Annotated in this window: 20 protein-coding genes; 6 read left to right on the plus strand and 14 right to left on the minus strand. The window is 71.9% G+C overall.

The annotated features are described in order from the left end of the window. Window positions 1–298: 298 nt before the first annotated feature. Window positions 299–2,998, minus strand: a complete 2,700-nt coding sequence (gene ppc, locus EFL26_RS21090; RefSeq protein ID WP_123224893.1) for a phosphoenolpyruvate carboxylase — start codon at window positions 2,996–2,998, stop codon at window positions 299–301. Between the two features lie 98 nt (window positions 2,999–3,096). Here ppc and serA point away from each other — a divergent pair, with 98 nt between their 5' ends. After that, a complete protein-coding gene (gene serA, locus EFL26_RS21095; protein WP_123224894.1) occupies window positions 3,097–4,293 on the plus strand; it encodes a phosphoglycerate dehydrogenase in 1,197 nt (398 codons plus the stop codon). Between the two features lie 132 nt (window positions 4,294–4,425). On the opposite strand, the gene EFL26_RS21100 is transcribed toward serA, so the two are convergent. From EFL26_RS21100 to EFL26_RS21110, 3 genes are all read right to left on the minus strand, one after another. Then, window positions 4,426–4,707 (minus strand): SHOCT domain-containing protein, encoded by a 282-nt coding sequence (locus tag EFL26_RS21100; protein ID WP_221177091.1) that lies wholly within the window; start codon window positions 4,705–4,707, stop codon window positions 4,426–4,428. Window positions 4,708–4,764: 57 nt separating this feature from the next. Then, a complete protein-coding gene (locus tag EFL26_RS21105) occupies window positions 4,765–6,966 on the minus strand; it encodes a DEAD/DEAH box helicase (RefSeq protein WP_123224895.1) in 2,202 nt (733 codons plus the stop codon). Between the two features lie 339 nt (window positions 6,967–7,305). Continuing rightward, window positions 7,306–7,950, minus strand: a complete 645-nt coding sequence (locus EFL26_RS21110; RefSeq protein WP_123224896.1) for a 2'-5' RNA ligase family protein — start codon at window positions 7,948–7,950, stop codon at window positions 7,306–7,308. A 153-nt stretch (window positions 7,951–8,103) separates the two neighbouring features. Between EFL26_RS21110 and EFL26_RS21115 the strand changes: the two genes are divergently transcribed. Next, a complete protein-coding gene (locus tag EFL26_RS21115; protein ID WP_123224897.1) occupies window positions 8,104–10,491 on the plus strand; it encodes a molybdopterin-containing oxidoreductase family protein in 2,388 nt (795 codons plus the stop codon). A gap of 57 nt (window positions 10,492–10,548) precedes the next feature. Beyond that, window positions 10,549–11,964, plus strand: coding sequence for a 4-alpha-glucanotransferase (gene malQ, locus EFL26_RS21120; RefSeq protein ID WP_123224898.1), 1,416 nt, complete (start codon window positions 10,549–10,551; stop codon window positions 11,962–11,964). A 12-nt stretch (window positions 11,965–11,976) separates the two neighbouring features. On the opposite strand, the gene mhpA is transcribed toward malQ, so the two are convergent. From mhpA to EFL26_RS21140, 4 genes are read right to left on the minus strand one after another with little or no spacing between them, the layout of a single operon-like run. Next, window positions 11,977–13,512 (minus strand): bifunctional 3-(3-hydroxy-phenyl)propionate/3-hydroxycinnamic acid hydroxylase MhpA, encoded by a 1,536-nt coding sequence (gene mhpA, locus EFL26_RS21125; protein WP_123224899.1) that lies wholly within the window; start codon window positions 13,510–13,512, stop codon window positions 11,977–11,979. After that, window positions 13,512–13,862, minus strand: a complete 351-nt coding sequence (locus EFL26_RS21130) for a DoxX family protein (protein ID WP_123224900.1) — start codon at window positions 13,860–13,862, stop codon at window positions 13,512–13,514. Before EFL26_RS21130 ends, mhpA begins: the two co-directional genes overlap by 1 nt. Further along, the gene (locus EFL26_RS21135) at window positions 13,859–14,797 is read right to left on the minus strand and encodes a fumarylacetoacetate hydrolase family protein (RefSeq protein WP_123224901.1); all 939 of its coding nucleotides are present in this window, start codon (window positions 14,795–14,797) and stop codon (window positions 13,859–13,861) included. The genes EFL26_RS21130 and EFL26_RS21135 overlap by 4 nt, the downstream gene beginning before the upstream one ends. Further along, window positions 14,794–15,927, minus strand: coding sequence for a VOC family protein (locus EFL26_RS21140; protein ID WP_123224902.1), 1,134 nt, complete (start codon window positions 15,925–15,927; stop codon window positions 14,794–14,796). Before EFL26_RS21140 ends, EFL26_RS21135 begins: the two co-directional genes overlap by 4 nt. A 128-nt stretch (window positions 15,928–16,055) precedes the next feature. On the opposite strand from EFL26_RS21140, the gene EFL26_RS21145 reads away from it, so the two are divergent. From EFL26_RS21145 to EFL26_RS21155, 3 genes are all read left to right on the plus strand, one after another. Next, a complete protein-coding gene (locus tag EFL26_RS21145) occupies window positions 16,056–16,718 on the plus strand; it encodes a TetR/AcrR family transcriptional regulator (protein ID WP_123224903.1) in 663 nt (220 codons plus the stop codon). A gap of 89 nt (window positions 16,719–16,807) precedes the next feature. Further along, window positions 16,808–17,503, plus strand: coding sequence for an SRPBCC family protein (locus tag EFL26_RS21150; RefSeq protein ID WP_123224904.1), 696 nt, complete (start codon window positions 16,808–16,810; stop codon window positions 17,501–17,503). Between the two features lie 155 nt (window positions 17,504–17,658). After that, entirely contained in the window at window positions 17,659–17,853 is a 195-nt protein-coding gene (locus tag EFL26_RS21155) for a hypothetical protein (protein WP_123224905.1), read from the plus strand. A 50-nt stretch (window positions 17,854–17,903) separates the two neighbouring features. Here the strand turns inward: EFL26_RS21155 and chrA are convergent, their stop codons facing one another. The 6 genes from chrA to EFL26_RS21185 all read right to left on the minus strand — a co-directional run bounded on the left by chrA (window position 17,904) and on the right by EFL26_RS21185 (window position 23,733). Next, window positions 17,904–19,298, minus strand: coding sequence for a chromate efflux transporter (gene chrA, locus EFL26_RS21160; RefSeq protein WP_123224906.1), 1,395 nt, complete (start codon window positions 19,296–19,298; stop codon window positions 17,904–17,906). Between the two features lie 282 nt (window positions 19,299–19,580). Then, window positions 19,581–20,210 (minus strand): AmiS/UreI family transporter, encoded by a 630-nt coding sequence (locus tag EFL26_RS21165; RefSeq protein WP_123224907.1) that lies wholly within the window; start codon window positions 20,208–20,210, stop codon window positions 19,581–19,583. Window positions 20,211–20,223: 13 nt separating this feature from the next. After that, window positions 20,224–21,474 (minus strand): acyl-CoA dehydrogenase family protein, encoded by a 1,251-nt coding sequence (locus EFL26_RS21170; RefSeq protein WP_123224908.1) that lies wholly within the window; start codon window positions 21,472–21,474, stop codon window positions 20,224–20,226. Between the two features lie 113 nt (window positions 21,475–21,587). Continuing rightward, the gene (locus EFL26_RS21175; RefSeq protein ID WP_123224909.1) at window positions 21,588–22,088 is read right to left on the minus strand and encodes a flavin reductase family protein; all 501 of its coding nucleotides are present in this window, start codon (window positions 22,086–22,088) and stop codon (window positions 21,588–21,590) included. Continuing rightward, on the minus strand, window positions 22,085–22,591 hold the full coding sequence (locus EFL26_RS21180; protein WP_123224910.1) for an NAD(P)H-dependent oxidoreductase: 507 nt from the start codon (window positions 22,589–22,591) through the stop codon (window positions 22,085–22,087). Before EFL26_RS21180 ends, EFL26_RS21175 begins: the two co-directional genes overlap by 4 nt. Then, the gene (locus tag EFL26_RS21185; protein WP_123224911.1) at window positions 22,588–23,733 is read right to left on the minus strand and encodes an LLM class flavin-dependent oxidoreductase; all 1,146 of its coding nucleotides are present in this window, start codon (window positions 23,731–23,733) and stop codon (window positions 22,588–22,590) included. Before EFL26_RS21185 ends, EFL26_RS21180 begins: the two co-directional genes overlap by 4 nt. Window positions 23,734–23,738 lie beyond the last annotated feature (5 nt).

The raw sequence follows: 23,738 nt of genomic DNA on the forward strand, positions 1-23,738 counted from the left end.
CCCGTGGTGGACACATCCAGAGAATCTCCACCACCCGGGGACCGTGACCTCCGAGGCGGGGGCGGGGCCCGGGGGCGCCCGAAGGCTCGCGTCAAGGGATAGCGCGGCGCCCCAAGACCAAACCCGGCGGCAGCGGCACAGAAGTCGGGGCGACGCGCACTCCCCAGCGAGCGAGGGGGTCACCGGGACACGCACCCGCACCCGCAACCACGGACCCCGTGCGGCGCAGCCGCACACGCGCCGCAGGCGCCATCACATCGTGCGCCGAAGGCGCACATGCCCAGCCGCAGGCGAACCTTCAGCCCGTGTTCCGCATCCCCGCCGCGATGCCGTTGATCGTCAGCAGCAGGGCGCGCTCGAGCTCGGGGTCGTCCTCGCCGCGGCGGTACCGGGCGAGCAGCTGGATCTGCAGGTGGTGCAGGGGTTCGAGGTAGTTGTCGCGGATCTCGAGCGTGGTGCGGAGCACGGGGTCGCGGTCGAGCAGGGCCTCGTCGCCGGTGACGGCGAGCACCTGGGCGACGGTGAGGTCGAACTCCGCGCGGATGTCGTCGAGCAACGGGCGGACCTCGGCGGGGGCCAGCGCGTCGACGTACCGGGCCGCGATGTCGAGGTCGGTCTTCACCAGCGTCATCGAGACGTTGTCGAGGAAGGTCCGGAAGAACGGCCAGGTGCGGTACATCTCCTGCAGCACCTCGAGCCGGTCGCCGGCGGCCGCGAGACCCGACCCGACGCCGTACCAGCCGGGGACGATCTGCCGCGACTGGGTCCAGCCGAACACCCACGGGATCGCGCGGAGGTTGTCCAGGCCGCCGCCCGCGTCGGGGCGCCGGGCCGGGCGCGAGCCGATGTGAAGGGCGCCGAGGAGGTCGACGGGTGTGGAGGCGAGGAAGTAGTCGGGCAGGGCCGGCTGCTCGACCAGCGCGCGGTAGGCGGCGTGCGCGCGCGCCGAGACGAGGTCCATCGTGTCGTCCCAGCGCTCGGCCTGCTCCGGCGTGCGCCGGTCGGTCTTGTGCAGCACGCTCGCCTCGATGGTCGCGGCGAGCATGAGCTCGAGGTTGTTGCGCGCCAGGGCGGGCAGGGCGTACTTGTCGCTGATCACCTCTCCCTGCTCGGTGATCTTGACCTCGCCGTCGACGGTGCCGAACGGCAGCGCCATGATCGCGTCGTACGTCGGCCCGCCGCCGCGTCCGACCGAGCCGCCGCGACCGTGGAAGAAGGTCAGCCGCACGCCGTGGCGCCGGGCGACGTCACGGGCGCGGCGCTGGGCCTGCTGGATCTGCCACTGCGAGGTCGCGATGCCCCCGGCCTTGTTGGAGTCGGAGTAGCCGAGCATGACCTCCTGCGCGTCGCCCCGCAGCGCGAGCAGCCGGCGGTACGACGGGTCGCCGAACAGGTCCTCCAGGATCTGCTCGGCCCGCTCGAGCTCGTCGACGGTCTCCAGCAGCGGGACGAACCCGACCCGGGCCACGCCCGCGGCGAGATCGACCAGACCGGCCTCCCGCGCGAGGACGACGGCCGCGAAGACGTCGTCGGCACCGCGGGTCATCGAGATGATGTAGCTCTCGATCGTTCGCGGGCCCAGCGCGTCGAGCGCGCGACCGATGGTCACGAAGGTCTCGGCCGTGCGCGCGCCGTCGTCGTCCAGCGGCAGCGGCTGCGGGGCCAGCGGCCGCCGGCCGGCGAGCTCGCGGGAGAGCACGTCGAGGCGCGCCTTCGGGTCGAGGTCGGCGTACGGCTCGTCGAGCTCACCCAGCCGGTCGAGCAGCTGGCCGACCGCGTGCTGGTGCTTGTCCGCGTGCTCGCGCACGTCGAGGGTCGCCAGGGTGAGGCCGGTCGCGGCCACCGTGCGCACCAGCCGCTCCAGCTCGCCGCCGGCCACCACCGCGCCCTGGTGCTCGAGCACCGACCGGTGGAGCAGCAGCAGGTCGTCGAGCAGCTCGGTGTCGTCGCGGTAGTCGCGACCGGTGCGGTGCCGCTCCCCGGCCCTGACTCGGCGCTCGGTCAGCTGCAGGCGCACGTGCATGCAGGTCAGGAAGAGCCGGTAGGGCTCCTCGGCATTGAGCCGGCGGTACCTCGGCTCGACCTCGGGCAGGCCGGGCAGCAGCTCCTCGATGCGAGCCCTGATCTCGGGCGAGACGTCGGAGACCCGCTCGCTGACCGAGAGGGTGCGGCGTACCTCGTCGACCTTGGCCTGCAGCAGGCGCAGGCCGTGGACCGCCTGGAGCGTGAGCACCTCGCGGGTGATCTCGGGGGTGACGTTCGGGTTGCCGTCCCGGTCGCCGCCCATCCAGGTGCCGAACCGCAGCAGCCGCGCATCGGCGGGGAGGTCTACCCCGAGGGAGGTCAGCTCGTCGCGCAGCGCCTCGAGCACGTCGGGCACCGCCGCGGAGGCCAGCCCCTCGAGGTAGTAGACGCCGTTGCGCGCCTCGTCGACCGGCTCGGGCGGCTCGACCCGGATCTCGTCGGTCTGCCAGAGCAGCTCGATCGACTCGGTCAGCCGGCGGGTGCGGCGAGCACTCTCGGGCTCGGTGAGCAGTGCCGCGACCTGGCGCAGCTTCTCCAGCGTGGACCGGCGGGCCACCTCGGTGGGGTGCGCGGTGAAGACGGGGCGGACGGTCACGTGCCGCAGCTCCGCCGCGAGCGTCTCGGGGTCGACGCCGGCGTCGGAGATCCGCTGCAGCGCCCGGGCGACCCAGCCCCCGGGACCGCCCGGCCCCGCGGCCTCGCCCGGGACGCCCACCGTGCGGTGCACCTGCTCGGTGACGTTGGCCAGGTGGAAGTACGCCGTGAACGCGCGGGCCAGCCGGGTGGTGGTGGCGACCTCCAGGTCGGGCAGGTCCTCGAGCCGGTCGCTCTTCGCGTGGGCGCGCACCGTCTCGACCAGCTCGAGCAGCCCCTCGCCCTCCACCCGGGCGAGGGTCTCGCCGAGGATCGAGGTCACCTGACGGATGTCCTGCCGCAGGGCGCTGTCGGGCGATCGCTCGATTTGATCGTTCACATCGCCATTATCGGGGCCTTCCGGGTGGAGGCGCACCTGCCCGCCCGTGACGTGGACGCGGTCGCGGTCGGCGGACGCCGACCTGAGAGAGTTGGTCCGTGAAGGCGCTGTTGCTCGAGAACGTCCACCCGCTGGCCACCGAGATCCTCACGGCGGCCGGCATCGAGGTCGAGGTGCGCGGCGGCGCGCTCGACGAGACCGAGCTTGCGGCCGCCCTGGACGGCGTGTCCCTGCTCGGCATCCGTTCGAAGACCGACGTCCCCGGCTCCGTGCTGCGGTCGTGCCCCGACCTGGTGGCAGTCGGCGCGTTCTGCATCGGCACCAACCAGATCGACCTCGCGACCGCGACCGAGACCGGCACGGCCGTGTTCAACGCGCCGTACTCCAACACACGCTCGGTGGTCGAGCTCGCGATCGCGAACATCATCGCGCTGGCCCGCCGGCTCACCGACCGCAACGCCGCCCTGCACCGGGGCGTGTGGGACAAGTCGGCGAGCGGCAGCCACGAGATCCGGGGCCGCAAGCTCGGCATCGTCGGCTACGGGAACATCGGCTCGCAGCTGTCGGTGATCGCCGAGATGCTCGGCATGCAGGTCTACTACTACGACACCGAGGAGAAGCTCGCCCTCGGCAACGCGAAGCGGTGCTCGACCCTCGACGAGCTGCTCGACGAGGTCGAGGCGGTCACGCTGCACGTCGACGGGCGCGCCGGCAACGCGGGCATCTTCGGTGCCGAGCAGTTCGCGCGGATGCGGCCTCGCTCGCTGTTCCTCAACCTGTCCCGGGGCTTCGTCGTCGACTACGACGCGCTCCACGAGGCGCTGGCCTCGGGCCACATCGCCGGCGCGGCGGTCGACGTGTTCCCCAACGAGCCGAAGAACCGCGGCGACGCGTTCAGCTCGCCGCTGATCGGCCTGCCGAACACCATCCTGACCCCGCACGTCGGCGGCTCGACCGAGGAGGCCCAGGAGGACATCGGCCGCTTCGTGGCCGGCAAGCTGCGCGACTACGCCCTGCACGGCACCACGACGCTGTCGGTCAACCTGCCGATGCTGGCGCCCGGCGACGTCGCCCACGCCCAGCGGGTGGCGCACGTCCACCACAACACCCCGGGTGTGCTGGCGCACCTCAACCAGATCCTGGCCGAGCACGACATCAACATCGAGGCGCAGGTGCTGGCCACCCGCGGCTCGCTCGGGTACGTCGTCACCGACACCAACTCGCTGGTCTCCGACGAGGTGCTCGCCGACCTGGGCAGCCTGGCCGACACGGTGCGGCTGCGCGTCATCGACTGATCAGGGGCGCGCCGGCCGGTGGTTGAGCCTGCCGAAACCAGCGCGCCTCAGAGGGACGACCAGCAGTACAGCTCCTGGCCGACCGCGTCCCGTCGGCCGCCCGACGCGCGACTCTCGGGAACGTCGCGGCGGTCAGGTCACCGTGTCGTCGAGCGCTCGCATCCGGGTGCGGAAGTCCTGCTCGTCGATCTCGCCGCGGGCGAACCGCTCCTGCAGGATCGCGCGCGGGTCGGGGCCTCGCGTGCCGGGCGCCGGGTGCGCCGCGGGTGAGAGCGAGGTCGTGCCGCGCACGATCGCGACCACCGCCACGACGACCGCGATCACCACGACCAGCATCAGGAGCACCATCAGCCAGCCCGCGCCCTGGTCGTGCATGCGCCAGCGGTCACCGTCGTCCCACATCATCGCCACCACGTCCTCACGTCCGGGATGGCTCCAGCGTGCTCCTCGGCCACGGCCCGCAGAACGGGCTTACGTCCCCAGCTCGATCCCGAAGGTCCCGTCGGTCCCGAAGGTGCCGGCGGGCTCGAGGCGCGCCTCGAGCGCGTCGGTCAGCAGGCTGACCAGGGCTTCGAGCTGGATGTCGGCGGAGGCGGGCAGGTCCTCGTCGGAGCCCTCCAGGGCCCGGGCGGCGAGGCCGGCCTTGCTGTCGATCAGCTCGGCGATCTTGGTGTCCAGGGTCTGTGCGGCGATGATCCGCCACGCGGTGACCGGCATGTCCTGGCCGATCCGGTGGACCCGGTCGATCGCCTGGGTCTGCTCGGCGTCGGTCCAGGACAGCTCGGAGAGCACGACGTTCGACGCCGCCTGGAGGTTGACGCCCACGCCGGCGGCGGTCAGCGAGCAGACCGCGACCGCCACGTCGGGGTCGTTGGTGAAGGCGTCGATCGCGTTCTGGCGCGCGGTCCTCGTCTGGTCGCCCCGGATCGACACGAACCCGAGACCCCGCCGCTCGAAGATGTCCTCGGCTGCGTCCATCACGTCGATGTGCTTGGCGAAGAACACCACCTTGCCGACGCTGCGGGCCAGCTGCGCGGAGTAGTCCGCCGCCGGTGCCGCCTTCGCCTGGCCGATCCGTCGCATCATCGAGAAGACGTTGTCGCCGGTCTTCGACTCGCTGGTGGCCTTGCGCTCGGCCGAGGCGATCCGGTGCACGAGCTCGCGGTCGATGCCCGTGCCGGCCTCGCTGCTCTCGGCCCGGCGCTTGCCGATCGCCCGGTCGTAGCGGGAGACGAGCCGGCGTACCAGCTCGCGCTCCGCGTCGCGGATCGACTGCCCGGCCTCCCCGTCGAGCTCGACCGGGATGTCGGCGATCCGTCGTGCAGGGATGTCCTTGGCGACGTCGACCTTGCGGCGGCGGACGATGCCCATGTCGATCACGCAGGTGCGGGCGACCGGGTAGAACCCCGGGTCGAGTGGCGTGAGCCCGGCCTCCTCGAGGCGTGCCATCAGCTCGCCCTGCGGTGCCTTGTCGTCGATCCAGCCCAGGAACTGCCAGATCGCCCGGAAGTCCTCGATGTCGTTGATCAGCGGGGTGCCGGTCAGGGCCATCAGCAGCGGGTTCGGCGTACGCCGGCGCACCCGCTCGGAGAGCTGCAGGACGTGCTGGGACCGCTGGGAGGACTTGTTCTTGATGAAGTGCGCCTCGTCGACGACCATGCCGCGGAACCCGAAGTCACCGAACCAGCCGATGTGCCGGTCGAGCACCTCGTAGTTGACGATCACGATGTCGGCGAACGCGTCGACGTCGTCACCGTCACCGTGCACGACGGTGGCCCGGCGCTTCGGCGTCCAGAGCCCGACCTCGCGTGCCCAGTTCGTCTTGACCACGCTCGGCACGACGCACAGCAGCGGGTAGGCGTCGGCCGCCTGGGCGGCGAGCAGCGCCTGGGCGGTCTTGCCGAGGCCCGGCTCGTCGGCGAGCAGGAAGGTGCGGTGGCCCTGTTGCGCCGCGGCGACCACCTGGGCCTGGTGGGGCATCAGGTCGCTGCCGCTCGCGGTGTGCATCACCGTCGGGTCGGGCAGCGCCATCGAGGAGCGCTGGCCGGCGTACTCGAAGGACTTGAAGAGCGGGCCGAGCAGCTCCCACCCGGCGAGCACGCGAGGGCTGACCTTCTTCGGCTGCGAGCTGAACTGCGGGGTGAGGAACGGGTTGGCCAGCTGCCGCGAGATCACGGACTGCGGGACCCTGCGTCGCTCCTGGGCCGGTGTCTCGACGGTCTCGACGGCGGGCTCGGTCTCCACCGGCTGCTCGGCCTCGACGCCGGCCGCGCGCAGCATGTCGTGCTTGAGGTCGCGCACCGCGTCGGTGACGGCGGCGTCCTCGGCCAGCAGCGAGAGCAGGGAGGTGTCGCGGGCGGCGGTCTTGGCCAGGATCGTGCCGATCCCGTCCAGGCGCTTGAGCTCGCTGGCCCGCCGGGCCTCGGTGCTCGAGGTGTCGGACCTGACCGCGGCCCGCGCCTCACGGGCGAGCAGCGCGACGGCCTGGAACTTCACGCGCGCCGCCGGCTTCAGCCGACCGCGCTCCGCGGCACCCTCGACCTCGCGCACGGCGCGGGCGAGGATCGGGATGATCCCCTCGTTGTCGCGGTTGCGCGACCGCGCGGGCGTGCGGGTCGCAGCCGCGGTCGCGGTGCGTGTGCCACCGGTACGGCGACGGACACGTCTGGCCAAGAACTCCTCCTCCGGCCGGCTGCGGCAGACAACCGGCGAAACTCCCGCCGGACGCGCGAGGCAGAACGCGCACGCCGAGCCCTCACGGACCCGCCGGACCTGCGGGACCGATGACCCCTCGAGCTGGTCACCGGACGAACGGGAAGCGAACCCTCACCGCGGAGCCGCGGCAACGACAGGGTCGCTGTGAGAGCCATAGTACCCGCCGCGACGCCCCCGCACTCCCCTGTCCGCCCGAGAGTCGTCGCGATCAGCCGGCGGCGGCCACGAAGGCGGCCGCGGTGGTCCCCGGTGGCGGTCCCGGTGAGCGCCCGGTCGAGCCGGTCGATCGACCAGCGGTCACGGGCGGGGGCCGATCCGCTCGAACTCGACGAGCTGCGGGCGCCCGCCCACGAAGGTCTCCTTGAGCAACGAGATCTCGGCCGTCCACTCCTCGCCGCGGAACGCGTCCAGCGCGGCGACCACCTTCTCCAGGAACGGCCCGGTGGTGGCGGGGGTGACCTTCGCGACCGACATCATCGGCCTGAACTTGCGGCGGTCGACGAAGAAGCCCAGGCCCTCGACAGACTGGGGGACGCTGCGCGCCATCGCGAACACCTCGTCGAGGTCGCCCTCGACCTTGGCCCAGACCGACCAGTCGCCCGGGAAGTCGAGCGCGGTGCCCCCGGCGAAGCGCAGCGTGACGGGATGCCAGTCGGCAGCGGCCGCCTTGATCGACTCGGTCACCCGGTGGGTGTCGTGCGTGGTCAGGTTGCCGAAGCCGGTGATCGGGAACTGCATGTCCTCCACCCGCACGTGCTCGAGCATCGCGGGCGGCTCGGGAGGCGGCTCGGCGTCGGCGCGGTGCCGTCCGAAGCGCCCCCGGATGCCCTTGGAGCCGGTGGGCTCGGCAACCGGCTCGACGGGGACGCGGATCGAGCGGACGACGGCGTCGACGGCCTCGACGGCGGCGCGTGGCGGGATGATCGCGCCGTGGACGAGCATGCCTGCATTATTCAGGTCCGAGGTCCGTCGCCGCTGAGGCTTGCCGGGACTTCTCACGAACTCGTGAACGAGCCCGGTGAGACCGACCGCAACCGGCTCGCGCGAACCTAGACTGCTCGAGACCCGTCCCGCCCCATCCACTGCGGAGGCGCCATGACCGAGCACGAGGTCCGGCAGGTGCCCACGTTCTGCGCACTCTGCGTCTCGCGGTGCGGGGCGACGGCGACCGTGGAGGACGGCCTGTTCACGGCACTCGGGCCCGACCCGGCCCACCCGACCGGGCAGGCCGTCTGCGTCAAGGGGAAGGCCGCGCCTGCGATCGTGGCGCACCACGAGCGGCTGCTGCACCCGATGAAACGCACGGCTCCGAAGGGAGCCGCGGACCCCGGCTGGGTCCGGATCAGCTGGGACGAGGCCCTGGACACGGTCGCCGAGCGGCTCACCGGGATCGCCGCGGAGAGCGGACCCGAGGCGGTCGTCTTCGCCTCCGCCTCGCCGTCGACGTCCGCGCTGAGCGACTCGGTCGACTGGATCATCCGGCTGCGCCGGGCCTTCGGCAGCCCCAACTTCACCAATGCGATGGAGCTGTGCGGATGGGGACGGCACCTCGCATCGACGTACACCTACGGTGCACCGGTGCCGGGTGGCTACATGCCCGACCTCGCCCACGCCGGCTGCATCCTCTACTGGGGCTACAACCCCTCGGTCTCCCGTCTCGTCCACGCCACTGCCACCGTCCAGGCGGTGAACCGCGGCGCGCGCCTGGTCGTGGTCGACCCGCGGCGGGTCGGCCTGGCGGCGAAGGCCGACCACTGGCTGCGCGTGCGGCCGGGCACGGACGCGGCGCTCGCCCTGGGGCTGGTCCACGTGATGCTCGGGCGCGGCTGGTACGACGAGGCGTTCGTGCGCCGGTGGACGGACGCACCGCTGCTGGTCCGCACCGACACAGGGCGGCTGCTCCGGGCCGACGATCTCGCGGAGCCCGGGCCGTCCGGTCAGCGGGTGGCCTGGGACGAGGTGGCCGGCGCACCGGTGCTCCACGACCCGGCGACCCGCGGCTGCGCGGTGGCACCCGAGCGGCTGGCGCTCGACGGGAGGTACGACGTGGCGCTGCGCGACGGCGTCGTACCGTGCCGGCCCGTGCTCGCGGAGCTGCGCGCCCACTGCGAGGACCTCACCCCGGCAGCGACCGCCGACCTCACCGGCGTGCCCGCCGAGGATCTCGAGCGGGCCGCCGAGACGCTGTGGACGTCGCGACCGCTGGCCTTCTACACCTGGAGCGGGCTGGAGCAGCACAGCACGACCACCCAGACGATCCGGGCGATCAACGTGCTCTACGCCCTCACCGGCTCGCTCGACACACCCGGCGGCAACGTGCTGTTCACGGCCGTCCCGACCGCGCCGATCGACGGCATGGAGCTGATCGACCCCGCCCAGCGGGCCAAGGCGATCGGGCTCGACGACCGGCCGCTGGGCCCGGCGCGGTTCGAGTTCGTGACCGGCGAGGACCTCTACACCGCGGCGCTGGAGTCGCGCCCCTACCGGGCCCGGGCACTGATCGACTTCGGCGCCAACCTCGTGATGGCCCACGGCGACAGCGCTCGCGGGCGCGACGCCCTCACCTCCCTGGACTTCTTCGTGCACGCCGACCTCTTCATGAGCCCGACCGCGGCGCTGGCCGACATCGTGCTGCCGGTGGCGAGCCCGTTCGAGTCCGAGGCACTGCGCGTGGGGTTCGAGGTCAGCCAGGAGGCCCAGGCCCACGTCCAGCTCCGGCAGCCCGTCGTACCGCCGCGCGGCGAGGCCTGGTCCGACCTCCAGATCGTGTTCGCGCTCGCCGTGCGTCTCGGGCTCGGCGAGCACTTCTGGGACGGCGACCTCGAGGCCGCCTGGCGCCACCAGCTCGGCCCCAGCGGGCTGACGCTCGAGCAGCTGCGCGCCGAGCCGCGCGGCATCACGGTGCCGCTCCCGACCAGGCACGAGAAGCACGCGGAGTCCGACGGCGACCACCCGCGCGGGTTCCGCACGCCCAGCGGCCTGGTCGAGATCTGGTCGGAGACCCTGCAGGACCACGGCCAACCGGCGTTGCCGACGTTCATCGAGCCGGCGGTGAGCCCGCGCTCCCGGCCCGATCTCGCGGAGCGCTTCCCCCTGGTGCTGACCTGCGCGAAGGCGCAGAGGTTCTGCGAGACCCAGTACCGCCAGGTGGCGGAGCTGAGGTCGGCGGTGCCCGACCCGCTGGTCGAGCTCCATCCCGAGGCCGCCTCCGCGCGCGGCGTCGCGGCCGGCGACTGGGTCCGGATCGACACTCCCCTGGGCAGTGTGCGGGCGCGGGCGAAGCTCAACGCCAGCCTCGACCCCGACGTCGTGTGCGGCCAGCACGGCTGGTCGCAGGGCTGCGCCGACCTCGACATCCCCGACCAGGACCCGTACGCCGCCGACGGCGTCAACCTCAACCTGGTCCTCAGCCAGACGCCCAGCGACCCCGTCAGCGGCAGCTCGCCGCTGCGCTCGTCGGTCTGCCAGATCAGCCGCTGCTGACGTGTGCGCGGCCGCGACCGGCCTCCGGATACGCTCGCGCAGATCACGAGGAGGACCATGGATCCCAGCACGCCGGTGGCGCCGCTCGACACCCGACGGGCAGGAGTGCTGCTGCACGTCACGTCCCTGCCGGGCGCCTCGGGCCCGGGTGACCTCGGAGAGGCCGCCTACCGCTTCGTCGACTTCCTCGCCGACGCCGGGTGCACGGTCTGGCAGGTGCTGCCGCTGGTGCCGACGCACGAGGAGGACGGGTCGCCCTACAACGCCCGGTCGGCGATGGCGGGCAACCCCGACCTGATCAGCCGCGAGCGGCAGGCCGCGGACGGTCTGGGCGACCTGCGGGCGCTGGACGAGGAGCAGCGGGCGGCGTACGAGACGTGGTGCGCGGAGCGGCGGGACTGGCTCGAGCCGTACGTCGAGTACATCGCGCTCGGCGAGCTGGTCGGCGGCACACCGTGGCCGACCTGGGAGCCGGGCGTGCGCGACCGGCGCCCGGACCGGGTCGCCGAGACGCTCGCACCGGTCGCGGAGCGGGTCGAGCAGCTGCGCTTCGACCAGTGGGTCTTCGCCCTGCAGTGGAACGCGCTGCACGCGTACGCCGCGTCGAAGGGCGTGCTGCTCTTCGGCGACCTGCCGATCTTCGTCTCCCTCGACAGCGCGGACGTCTGGGCGTCGCGCGCGCTCTTCCAGCTCGACGAGAGCGGCCGGCCGACCACCGTGACCGGCTGCCCGCCCGACTACTTCGCCGCCGACGGGCAGCGCTGGAACAACCCGCACTACGACTGGGACGCGATGGCCACCGACGGGTTCGCCTGGTGGCGCCGCCGGATCGCCCGTCAGCGCGAGCTCTTCGACCTGGTCCGGATCGACCACTTCCGTGGCTTCGAGGCCGCCTGGCACGTGCCGGTCGAAGCGCCGACCGCGCGCGACGGCGCCTGGGTGCGCGGGCCGGGAGACGCGGTGCTCTCCGCGCTGGTCGAGACCGCCGGCCCGGGCACCTTGGTCGCCGAGGACCTCGGCCAGATCACTCCGGAGGTCGACCAGCTCCGGCTGCGCTTCGGCCTGCCCGGCATGAAGATCCTGCAGTTCGCGTTCGACGGCAGTCCCGACAACCCGTACCTGCCGGCGCACCACGGTCAACAGAGCGTCGTCTACACCGGCACCCACGACAACGACACCACGGTCGGCTGGTGGTCGGAGCTCGACGAGGGGACTCGCGGGCTGGTGCGGTCGTACCTCCTCGACCCCGACGAGCCGATGCCCTGGGCGTTGATCCGGCTCGCCCTCGCCTCGACGGCCCGGCTGGCCGTCGTACCGGCCCAGGACCTGCTCGGCCTCGGCAGCGACTGCCGGATGAACACCCCGGGCACCGACGAGGGCAACTGGACCTGGCGGGCCGACCCCGGGTCGTTCGACGCCGAGCTGGCCGGCCGGCTCCGCGGGCTCGTGGAGGCGGCCGGCCGCCTGGGCTGACGGTCCGTCGGGTCAGCCCGCCGAGGCGAGCGCGAACCCCGGCGCGGCCGCGCAGATGCTCTCCGCGTCCCGGCCCGCGATCATCACGGTGCGATCGGGCCTGACCAGGGCCGCCGTGCTGCCCTGCTCCGTGAGCCAGCGGTGGAGCGGCGTGCTGGGCGTTGCCTCCACGAGGACCGTCCCGCGGCGGTTGAGTGCGTCGCGCTGGGACGGGGAGACCTCCGTGGCACAGACGACCGCGAACTGGTTGCCGACGGCATCGTCGAGCCGGCGGCCGTCCGCCAGGACCGCGTTCGGGCACAGCCGGCCGACGAGCGACCGCCGGAGGCGCGGCCGCTGCACGAGTGCGGTCCGGCACAGGGGCGGGGTCTCGCTGTCCAGGACCTTCGCCCGGAGTCCGGGCAGATGACGCAGCCGGGGCACGACGAGGTGGCGGGCGAGGTCACCGACGCGGCCCCCCTGCGTCATCAGGACGCCCATCAGCTTGGCGAGCCGGATCAGTGCGCGGGCGTGCGGGCGACGCTCGGCCTCGTAGGTCTCGAGCACGCGCTCCGGCAGGCGTCCGTCGAGCACGCCGGCCAGCTTCCAGCTGAGGTTCATCGCGTCACGCAACCCGGCGCACAACCCCTGGCCGATGAACGGCGGGGTCAGGTGCGCGGCGTCGCCGAGGAGGAAGACGTGGCGGTCGCGCCAGCGGTCGGCCAGCTGGGCGCGGAACGTGTACTCCGCGCACCGGACCAGCTCGAGGTCCGCGGGCGGGACGTCGGAGACCCACGGCCGGAGCAGCGGCAGCAGCGCCTCGAGGGTCGCGTAGTCGGCGGCGGTCTCCCCCGGGAGCAGCCGGAACTCCCAACGGTGGCGACGCTCCCCGATCCGCATGTACGTCGCGGCGCGGGCGGCGTCGCACACCTGGTGCACCCCCTCCCACTGACCGAGGTCCGCGCCTGTCGCCACGTCGACGACCAGCCAGCGCTGCTCGAACCGGAGGTCGTCCATCCGGGCGCCGATCGCAGCCCGGACCACGCTGTTGGCACCGTCGCAGCCGAGCACGTAGGTGCCCAGCACCGACTCGTGCGCGCCGGTGCGCCGGTCGGTGAGGTCGACCCGCACGCGGCCCTCGCCGTCCTGCGCCACCTCGGACACCTCGACGTTGCCACGCAGGGTCACGGTCGGCTGTCGTTCCAGGTTCGCGCGCAGGAGCTGCTCGAGCTCGGGCTGGTCGAACATGTTCGCCCGCGGGTGACCGTGCCTCCCCTGCTCGCCGTCGCGATCGAACTCGGCGAGCACCCGGTGGTGGCGGTCCACCAGGCGCATCCCACGCGCCGGTCGCGAGATGGCGGCGAAGTCCGCGGCGACACCGAGACGGTGGAGGATCCGGTAGATCTCGTCGTCGAGATGCACCGCGCGCGGTTGCGGGTAGACCCCGTCCCAGCGGTCGAGGACGAGGACGCGGACGCCGTACTGGCCGAGCAGGGTCGCGGCCGTGACCCCGGTCGGGCCGGCGCCCACCACGACGACGGGCCACGGTTCACGCGCGTCGGTGCTCATCACAGTGCTCCGGCGGTGAGCGCGACGACCACGGCAAGAAGGATCGCCAGGACCACGGCGGGCGCAGCGTCCTTGATCCCGTCGCCGGCGCGGAGGTGCGCGGTCACGGCTCCACCGAGGAGGAGCAGCAGTCCGGCGCCGGCCGCGGCCCTCAGGTCGGGCACCGCAACACCGGCGACGAGGCCGAGTGCACCGCCCACCTCCAGGGCGCCGATCCGTCGGTAGGCGGCGACCGTGAAGCCGACGTGGGCCGCACGGGTCTGCATCGACGGCACCGCGAGCAGCTTCGCGGTGCCGAGCATCGCGAACACCGCGGCGAGGACGACGGAGAGGACGACGAGAGGGCTCATGCGCGCCGCACCACCGTGCGCTGCCGGCCCAGGTCGAGGGCACCGTCGTCGGTGCCGATCGCGAGCTCGACCACGTCGCCGTCGCGGAGGTACTTGAGGTTCTTGCTCTGTGCCTTGAAGAACAGCCGCCACTTGGTCGCGGTCGGCAGCAGCGACGCGATCAGCTCGACCGGCTTCGGCGGCGCGCTGAGCGCGGTGCCCACGGGGGTTCCGGTGAGCAGCAGGTCGCCGGCGTCGAGGCGCTGGAACCGGCTGAGTGCGCGCAGGGCGTCCAGCGGCGGGTACAGCATGTCGCCGTCGACCACGGAGTCCTGGCGCAGCTCGCCGTTGACCCACAGCCGCAGCCGGAGGTCGCCGAAGCGCTTCAGCTCGTCGTCGGTGAGCAGCACCAGAGCCGGGCCGACCGGGGTGAACGTCGGGTAGGACTTCGACTCGTAGAACTGGGTCTTCGGCAGCTGGACGTCGCGGGCGGACACGTCGTTGGTGATCACGACCCCGGCGACGAACGAGGCCCAGTTCTCGGGCGTCACGTCGGTGCCGACCGGGACCTCACGCGCGATCACCAAGCCGATCTCGACCTCGTGGTCGAGGCAGGTCACGTGGGCGGGCGAGACGATGTCGGCGTACGGACCGCTGATCGAGCCCGAAGCCTTGCGGAAGAAGGTCAGCGGGATGCTGTCGGGGTTCAGCCCGGCGTCACGCACATGGCTGGCGTAGTTCGTCATCTGCGCGACCACCCGGCACGGTGCGGTCACCGGCGAGACCAGCGTGAGCGAGTCCGGGTCGACCGCGTCGCCGCCGTGCAAGGCCGCGTCGATCTCCTCGGCGTCGCCGAGGAGCTCGGCGGTGGTGGTCGCGGAGGTGTCGATGCGCACGGCGCCGGCGTCCGTGAGGACCCACCAGGCGTCGGCGGTGCGGAGGACCGAGGTGCTCACGAGGAGGCCACCTTCAGCAGGCCGCGGAGGCGGGAGAGGTCGAACTCGTTGTCGTCACGCAGGGCGCGGAGGATCGCCGCCGCCTCCGTGAGCGACTCGCGTCCCGGCGCGAGGCCGAGGAAGTCCTTGGTGGCCGGAGGTCCCCACTGCGCGAGGCCGCTGGCGGTCATCGGGGCCCAGCCGGGCTCGAGGGTGCAGTCGAACAGGTCGCCGTCGGTGAAGTGCTCGACCAGGAAGCCGTCCGGGTCGCGCCAGTAGTCGAAGATCTGGCTGCCCTGGATGTGCCGCCCGATCCCCCACGACCGGTGGTAGCCGCTGTCGCGGAGGTACTCCCCGCCGGCCGCCAGAGCGTCCAGGTCGAGCACCTGGTACGCCGAGTGCACGTAGCGGTTCGACGGGCCCAGCGTCATCGCCAGCGTGTGGTGGTCGGTCGGCGTCATCCCCTGGTCGCAGCGGATGAAGCTCATCGTGGGACCGCGCTCGCGCTGGCCCTCGTAGTACAGGAAGTCGCTGACGATCAGGCCCAGGTGCTGGAGGTACCAGTCCAGCGTCTCGACGTACCGGGTGCGCTGCAGCACGACGTGCCCCAACCGCTCGATGCGTGCCGGCTCGCGCGGCGGACGCTGCGTGTGGTTCGTGCGCGCGGCGCCGCTCCCGACGTTGAAGGTCTGCGGCTGTTGCGCCGGCAGGTCCTCGTGCCGGTGCAGGTCGGCGACCACCCGCACCCGGAGGCCGCCGGGATCGGCGAGGTCGACGCCCAGGCCGCCCAGGTTCTCCGGGAGCTTCGCGGCCGTCGTGCCCGTGGCGTCGGCGAGCCGGAGGACGTCCTGCGAATCGTCCGCCTCGAACGCGACCGCGTGGAAGCGGGAGCGGGGTCCCTTCCTCACGATCACGCACGGCCCGCCGGCCTCCGTCCCCCGCAGGATCAGCTCGTCGGCGGTGCGGGACACGGTGGCGAACCCGAACGCGTGCGCGAACCGCTCGGACGCGGCCAGGTCCGGCTTCTCGAACTCCAGCCACGCCAGGTCGCGCACCTTGATCACCGGATTCTTCGCCCGCCCCGGGTGCTCGCCCCGCAGCGCGCCCTGCTCGCTGTGCAGGTCGTTGTGGGTTCCGTGGTGGCTGCTCATCGGCTCTCCTCGGTCGTTGATGACGAAATCGTCACTTACGAACATCGCTTCAGTCAAGTGTTTCTGAGGAATTCGTCAGTCCTGAGCAGAACGAGGTAGGGTGAGCGTGACCGAGGAGGGAGACGCCCATGACCGAGGCACCGAGCCAGCAGGGAAACCGGCTCGACCGGCGCAAGGCACGGACCCGGGCCGCGCTGATCCGGGCCGCGCAGACCCTGATCGCCGAGGGCCGGACCCACGTTCCGATCCTGGAGATCACCCAGGCCGCGGACGTCGGGATGGGCTCCTTCTACAACCACTTCGAGACCAAGGAGCAGCTCTTCGAGGCGGCCCTCGAGTCGGTGCTGGACTCCTACGGCCAGCTGCTCGACAGGGTGACCGCGGAGATCGAGGACCCCGCGGAGGTCTTCGCCACCAGCTTCCGGCTGGCCGGGCGGCTGCACCGCCGCGAGCCCGACCTGAGCCGGGTGCTGCTCAACAACGCCACGCGCCTCCTCAGCGCGGAGGACGGGCTGGCCCCCCGGGCCCGCCGGGACATCCAGGCCGGCGTGGATGCCGGGCGCTTCCAGGTCGAGGACGTCGACCTCGCGGTCACGATGGCCGCGGGAGCGCTCCTGTGCCTCGGCCAGCTGTTGCACGACCAACCGGAGCGTGACGACGCCGCCGCAGCCGATCGGCTCGCCGAGAACCTCCTCCGCATGTTCGGCGTACCGGCCAGGCAGGCGCACCGGATCTGCAGGCTTCCGCTGCCGGACCCCAGCTCGGCGCGCGGCGACGGTTCAGCCGCCTGATCGGCGCGGGTCAGCTTCCGGCCGGTCACCGACCGCCCTCCTGGAACTGGACCTTCGCCCCTACCTCACCTCGAAGGCCGGATTCGACGATGGAGTCCTGGTCCTACGAGACGGGAGGCGCGATGCAGTCGAAGTGGCGCCCCGGCGTGGCCGGGGCAGCGGTCGCGGCGGCGGCCGAGGTGGGTCTCATCCACCTGGGCCGGACCTACGGATCGACCGCGGAGGAGAGGGACGAGCGGCTGCCCGGTGACGACCTCGTGCCGCACGCGACGGTCCAGACCGACCATGCGATCACCATCGACGCGCCGCCGTCCGCGGTGTGGCCCTGGTTGGTCCAGATGGGCTGGGGGCGCGGTGCCTGGTACACCGCTCGGTGGGTGGACCGGTTGCTGTTCCCGGACAACGGCCCGAGCGCGGACCGGATCGTGCCGGCCCTGCAGGACATCTCCGTCGGCACGTTCATCCCGGACGGGAAGCCGGAGACGAAGACGGGCCTGTACGTCGTCGCGCTCGAGCCGGAGCGTGTTCTGGTGCTGCGCTCCAACAGCCACCTGCCGATGAGCTGGCGGGATCGCGCGACGCTCGACTGGACGTGGACCTTCGTCCTGACCCCGATCGATGACGGCCGCCGCACGCGCTACCACTTCCGTTCCCGCTGGGTCACCACGCCGTGGTGGTTCTCGCTCGGCGGCTGGCTGGGCATCGTGCCCGCCGACTTCGTGATGTCGCGCGACCACCTGAGGAACGTGAAGAAGCGAGCAGAGCAGCTCGCGCTGGCCGCCTAGCGCGCCCGGAGATCGCGCGGATCTCGCACTGCTCCGTGCCCTCGGGCGGACGCAGATGTTTGAAGAATCCGACGTAAGGGTATGAATCGGACATGGGTGCCGCGGGAGCACGGCCGGAACGGCACGAGCACAGCGCGGCCAGAATCGCCCACGCCTTGCAGACGCACGGCCAGTACGTCGCTCGCGTGGACCGGGTTCCGCACCAGCGCCTGGTCGACGTGCAGTGGAGGGCGTACAGCGCCGCCCGGCTCCTCGGGATCCGGGTCGACGTGGACACGTCGACGCGCGGCGACGACCCGTTCGTGACCGTCACGGTCAGTCCGCGTCGCCAGGACCGGATCGGGGCCTGACCGGACCCCGGCCGTCGATCGAGAGGCGATCATCTTTCGGCGAGCTCGTGTCAGGTCGCGAACAGCTGGAAGATCCCGGCCGCGAGGCCGACCAGGGCGCATGCTCCCAGGGTCCGCATCACCGACCATCGAGCCCGGAAGAGCAGGATCGCCGCGAAGAGCGCGACCCCCAGCGAGAGTGGTTTGAGGCTGCCGGGCTGGGGCAGCTGGAGCTCGACGGGTCCCCACGCCATGGTCCTGACGTCGCTGAACAGCGTGTGGATCGCGAAGTAGACAGCGAGGTTCGCGATCACGCCGACCACGGCGGCCATGATGCCCCTCAACGCCGCGGACAGGGCGTGGTTGCCACGGAGCCGTTCCACGTAGGGGGCGCCCACGAAGACGAACACGAAGCACGGCACGAACGTCACCCACGTGGTCAGCAGCGACGCCAGGACCGCGGCCACCCAGGGGTTGAGGGACCCCGGGTCGTGGTAGGCACCGACGAAGGCGACGAACTGGACGACCATGATCAGCGGACCGGGGGTCGTCTCGGCCAGCGCCAGGCCGGTGATCATCTCCCCCGGGGTGAGCCAGCCGTAGAACTGCACGGCCTTCTGCGCCACATAGGCCAGCACGGCGTAGGCACCGCCGAAGGTGACCAGGGCTGCGCCGGTGAAGAACGTGGCCATGTCGGCGAAGATGCTGTCGCGTCCGGCGAGTGCCAGCACGAGCGCGACCGGGGCAGCCCACGCGAGGACACCCACGCCGACGACCTTCACTGCATGGATCCCACTCGGGGGCTCGCTGTGCAGCTGGTCGTCGGAGATCAGGGGCGTCGGCCCCTCGGGGTCGTCACGCGCAGGATGCTTCTCCCTCATCGTGTCGGGCGCCCAGCGCCCGAGCGCCCAGCCGACGACGGCGGCGACACCGATCACCAGCGGGAACGGGATCTTGAAGACCGACAGCGCCACAAACGCGGCCGCGGCGAGCGCCACCAGCCGAGGGTGTCCCAGGGCTCGTCCCCCGACCCGCACCACGGCCTGGGCCACGATCACCAGCACCGCCGGCGCCACCGCGGCCAGCACGGCGGTGACGATCGTGGTGTCGCCGGCGCTCACGTAGAGGGCGGACAACCCGAGCAGAGCGAGCACGCCGGGCAGTACGAAGAGGATCCCGGCGATCAGCCCACCCGGTACCCCGTTGAGCAGCCAACCGATGTAGATCGCCAGCTGCTGGGCCTCTGGTCCTGGGAGCAACGTGCAGAAGGACAGCGCGTGGAGAAACCGCCGCTGCCCGATCCACCGCTTGTCGTCGACCAGCGCGTGCTGCATCACCGCGATCTGACCCGCAGGGCCACCGAAGGTCTGCAACGAGATGGCGAACCAGGTCCGAGTCGCCTCTCCGAGCGGAATCAGTCCGCGCGCCCCGTGCGCTGAGTCGGGCTGCTCGGCCGGGGACGTCACGCGGACTTCCTTTCACATGAGCCACCCGGGGCGCAATCGCGTCCGCACACCGTGCGTGACCATCCGCGGGACACAGTGCGCAAGCTCTGCAATCTGGCGATCGACCCTGCGTGGGGCCAGGCGCCTGCCTGGCTGCCGCCGTGAGTCAGAGGTAGACCCCGCACGCAGCGCCGCGGTCAGGCCCCAGATCCAACGACGATGAGCCCGACAGGTCGGGCACGGTTGCAGAACGGTCTCCATCGACACCGAGGACTCGAGCCCGGGGGACCGGCTGTGCGGCGACTAGGCGGCGGCTGCGGCAGCCTCGGGCCGCGCCGAGACCGCCGGCGGGGCGGGGGCCCGCAGGGCGATCGGAACCACGACGGCGGTCGACGCCGCGATCGAGGCCCAGATCGTCCACAGCGGGACGTCGGCCCATTTGCCCAGCAGGATGACGAACCCAGGGATGGTGCAGGTCGTGAAGGACTGGATCAGGGTCAGCCAACCCGCCGCCGGGGTGAGGCGCTCGACACCGAGCGCGAGCACGACCCAGAACAGACCCCAGAGCACCGACCACTGCAGCCACAGGAGGCCGGTCGCCGTGTCATGGAACCGGACGATGTTGACGATGCCGAACCCGGCGGCCATCAGCGCCACCCATGCGGAGTACCACCCGAGCCCGTCGGCGGCGTATCCCTTGAGATTGCCGATGCCGACGTAGAGGTAGGTGAATCCGAAGAGGAAGATCCCGGCCGCGCCGAGGATGTCGTCCTGCGAGGTCGCGTGGGTGATGAGCCAGAACGGGATCGCCGTCTGGAGCGATCCGACGAACAAGTTGAAGACGCCGGCGCTCTTCGGATCGATCTTGCCGAGGAAGAGCAGGCCGTTCACGAAGAGCACGGCGCCGACGAAGGTGAGACCAACTGCAGACATGAGCCGCTCCGATTCAGAAGTAGGCGTTCGCCGGGAACGCCGTGCCGTGGACGAAGTTCGCGCCGAGCGCAGAGGCCTTGAGGAAGGTCGGGTTGTGCGTCGAGATCGTCCGGACGTTCCGCCAGTGGCGATCGAGGTTGTGCGCGGCCTGCGTGGCCGAGGTGCCGCCCACGTCGAACAGCTTCGCGGCCGTGGCGTAGGAGAACCGGTCGACCGCGACCTTGGCCTCGGCAGCGGCGCGCTGCGCCGCCTGGGCCTCGGCCTCGCCCGGGATCCCGTCGACGACGGAGTCGGCCGCGGCCTGCAGCGCCTGCGCCGCGCGCAGCACGATCGCCTCGGCAGCGAACGCGTCCGCTGCGATCTCGCCGACCACCTGGAGCACCTGCGGGTCCTCCGCCGGGGTCTGCGGGGAGTTGGCGTGGCTGTAGTTGCGTGCTCGGCGTTTCACCAGTACCACCGCGTCGTTGCGCACGCTGCGCAGGATCCCGGCGGTCACGGCTTGGAGGAACAGCTGGAGGAACGCGCCCTGGTAGCCCGGAACCGGCTCGCCGTCGGGCTCACCGAGGTCGAAGTACTCCTCCTCCGCGACGTGGACGTCGTCCAGGTGGGTGGTCCCGGTGCCGGTCAAGCGCTGGCCGAAGCCGTCCCAGTCGTCGAGGATCGAGACGCCTGCGCGGTCGACCGGGATGACCGCTCCCGCGATCCGGCCGTCGGGAGCCGCGGCCCAGATCTGGGTGTGGTCGGAGTAGATGCTGCCCGTGGAGTAGTACTTGGTGCCGTTGAGCCGGTAGCCGCCGGCCGGATCCGGGGTGAAGGCGGTGTCGAAGTACAGCCCCACCGGCCGCTTGCTCTGCTCGCTGAAGCCGTTGCCGACGAGCAGGTCGTTGCCGGCCAGCTCGAGCAGACGTCGGCGGAAGGCCGGGTCGTTGCTCGACTGCAGGTGCTGCTCGACGAACCAGTAGTGGGTGCGCAGGATGTGCGGCACGCTCGAGTCGGCCTCCGCCAGGTCGATCAGGGCGGCGAACAGCTCCGGAAGGGTCAGGCCGGCGCCACCGTCCTCGACCGGCAGCCGGAGCCGCCCGACCCCGGCCTCCTTGACCCAGCCGATGATCTCGTGCGGCGGCGTCTGGTCGCGCTCACGCTCCGCTGCGCCGGCGGCGATCCGCTCGAGCAGGGCGGTCCATTCGGGTGTTCCCGGCCGGACCGGCCGGCTTCGCCGTGCAACCGGTGCGGTGGTGCTGGTCGGGGTGGTCTCGGTGGTCATGCGCAGTACTCCTTGGGGTGGTGGACGAATGGGTTCGAGGGCTGTGGGGACTCCAGGACGGCGGGCATTCGTGGTCAGCGACAGGATGGGCGTCCAGCAGACCGGGCCGGTAACTAGACCGCGAGCTTGCCGAAGGCGCTCCTGTGGAACACGAGCGGACCGCTGGTGTCGGTCTGGTCGACCGCGTGGAGCTCGAGGAGGACCACGACGTGGTCTCCGGCGTCGACCTCGTTGTAGATCGTGCAGTCGAACCGCGCCAGGCCCTCGACGAGGGTGACCGCTCCGTCGTGGCTCACCTTGATCGGCACCCCGTCGAAGCGGCGCTCCGGATCGCCGGCCAGCTGGCGGCACACGCCGTGCTGGTGGTCGGCCAGCACCGTCACCCCGAGATGCGGGGAGCGCCGCAGGTCGGGCCAGGTCTTCGAGGTCCGGGCGATCGAGAACGACACCAGCGGCGGGTCGAGGCTGACGCTGGTGAACGAGCTCGCCGCGAGGCCGACCAGTGTGCCGTCGACCTCCGCGGCGACGGCGACGACTCCGGTCGGGAAGATCCCGAAAGCCTGGCGCAGGAGCTCGGGATCGAGGTCCTGGTTGGTGATCAGCTCCGGGGTCACACCGCCACCCCCCGCGCGGTCAGCAGCGTCGTGACGACCGGCCGGGTCGCGTCGAGCCAGTCGGCGTAGGCCGCCGGGTTCTCATGGTCGGTGTCGATCACGAAGAGCCCGCGACCGGGGACGGTCGCGCCGAGCTCGGCGAGCACGGGGCGCAAGGAAAGCTCCGGCGCGAGCGCGTGGGCCTCCGAGGCGCCGAGCATGACCGGGATCGCGACGCCCCGGAGTCCTGTGCCCGCGGCGAACCGGTCGAGGAACAGCTTGAGCAGCCCGGTGTACGTGCCCTTGTACGTCGGTGTCGCGACGACGACCAGGTCGGCGGATCCGACACGCTCCACGAGGTCAGCCACCTCGGCGGACGACCAGTCCAGGAGCGCGGGCCCGAGCGTTGCGAGATCGACGACCAGCTCGGGTTCGGCGCCGCTCAGCTCACGGCCGACGTGGAGCGCCGCAGCGAGCGTGCGGGATCCCGGCTTGGGGTTCCCGACCACGACTGCCGTGCTCATGCGACCACCGACCCGAAGGGCACCGACGCCTGGGCGTACGACGGGGGCGCGGGATGCTTCCACAGCCCGCGGTGCTCGAGGATCGGCAGCACGCCCTCGCCGAACCAGTAGGAGCCCTCGAGGTGGGGATAGCCGGACAGCACGAACTCCTCGATCCCGAGCTCGTGGTACTCCTCGATCCGGTCGGCGACCTCGTCGAAGCTCCCGACCAGGGCGGTCCCGGCTCCGCCACGAACCAGGCCGATGCCTGCCCAGAGGTTGGGGTAGACCTCGAGGTCGTCGCGGGTCCCTCGGTTGAGTGCCAGCATCCGCCGCTGTCCCTCCGACTCGCTGCGGGCGAGCCCGCTCTGCACGGACGCGATCGTCGCGTCGTCGATGCCGGCGAGGAGGCGGTCCGCCTCGGCCCAGGCCTCGGCGGCGGTGTCGCGCGGGATGGTGTGCAGCCGGATGCCGAACCTGACCTGGCGTCCTTCCTCGGCTGCCAGCGCGCGGATCCAGGCGATCTTCGCGGCGACGGCCGCGGGCGGCTCGCCCCAGGTCAGGTAGACGTCGGCGTGACGCGCTGCCACCCGCCCAGCAGCGGGCGAGGACCCTCCGAAGTAGATCTCCGGAAGCACGTGTGGCAGCTGCTGCAGGCGTGCCCCCTCGACCGCGAGGTGCTCCCCCGCGTAGTCGACGGTCTCTCCGGCCCACAGGGCACGGACGACCGTGAGGAACTCGTCGCACCGGGCGTAGCGGCCGTCCTTGTCGAGGAAGTCGCCGTAGGCCCGTTGCTCGTGGCTCTCTCCCCCGGTCACCACGTTCAGCAGCAGGCGTCCCCCGCTGAGGTTCTGGTAGGTCGTGGCCATCTGTGCCGCCAGCGTCGGCGAGGTCAGGCCCGGACGGAAGGCGACCAGGAACTTCAGCCGCTCCGAGAGGGGTGCCAGCATCGCGGTGGCCAGCCACGCGTCCTCGCACCAGGCCCCGGTCGGCGTGAGTGCTCCCTCGAAGCCGAGCTGCTCGGCACTGCGTGCGACCTGGCCGAGGTACGGCACGGAGGCCGGACGCCCGGCACTGCCGGCATCGACGCCGTGGCCGCCGCTGACGACGTGCCGGCCGTCGCCTCCGTTCGTGGGCAGGAACCAGTGGAACTTCAGGGTCATCGGAT

This window comes from Nocardioides pocheonensis (assembly GCF_003725535.1).
In the GTDB taxonomy this organism is placed as follows: Bacteria; Actinomycetota; Actinomycetes; order Propionibacteriales; family Nocardioidaceae; genus Marmoricola; species Marmoricola pocheonensis.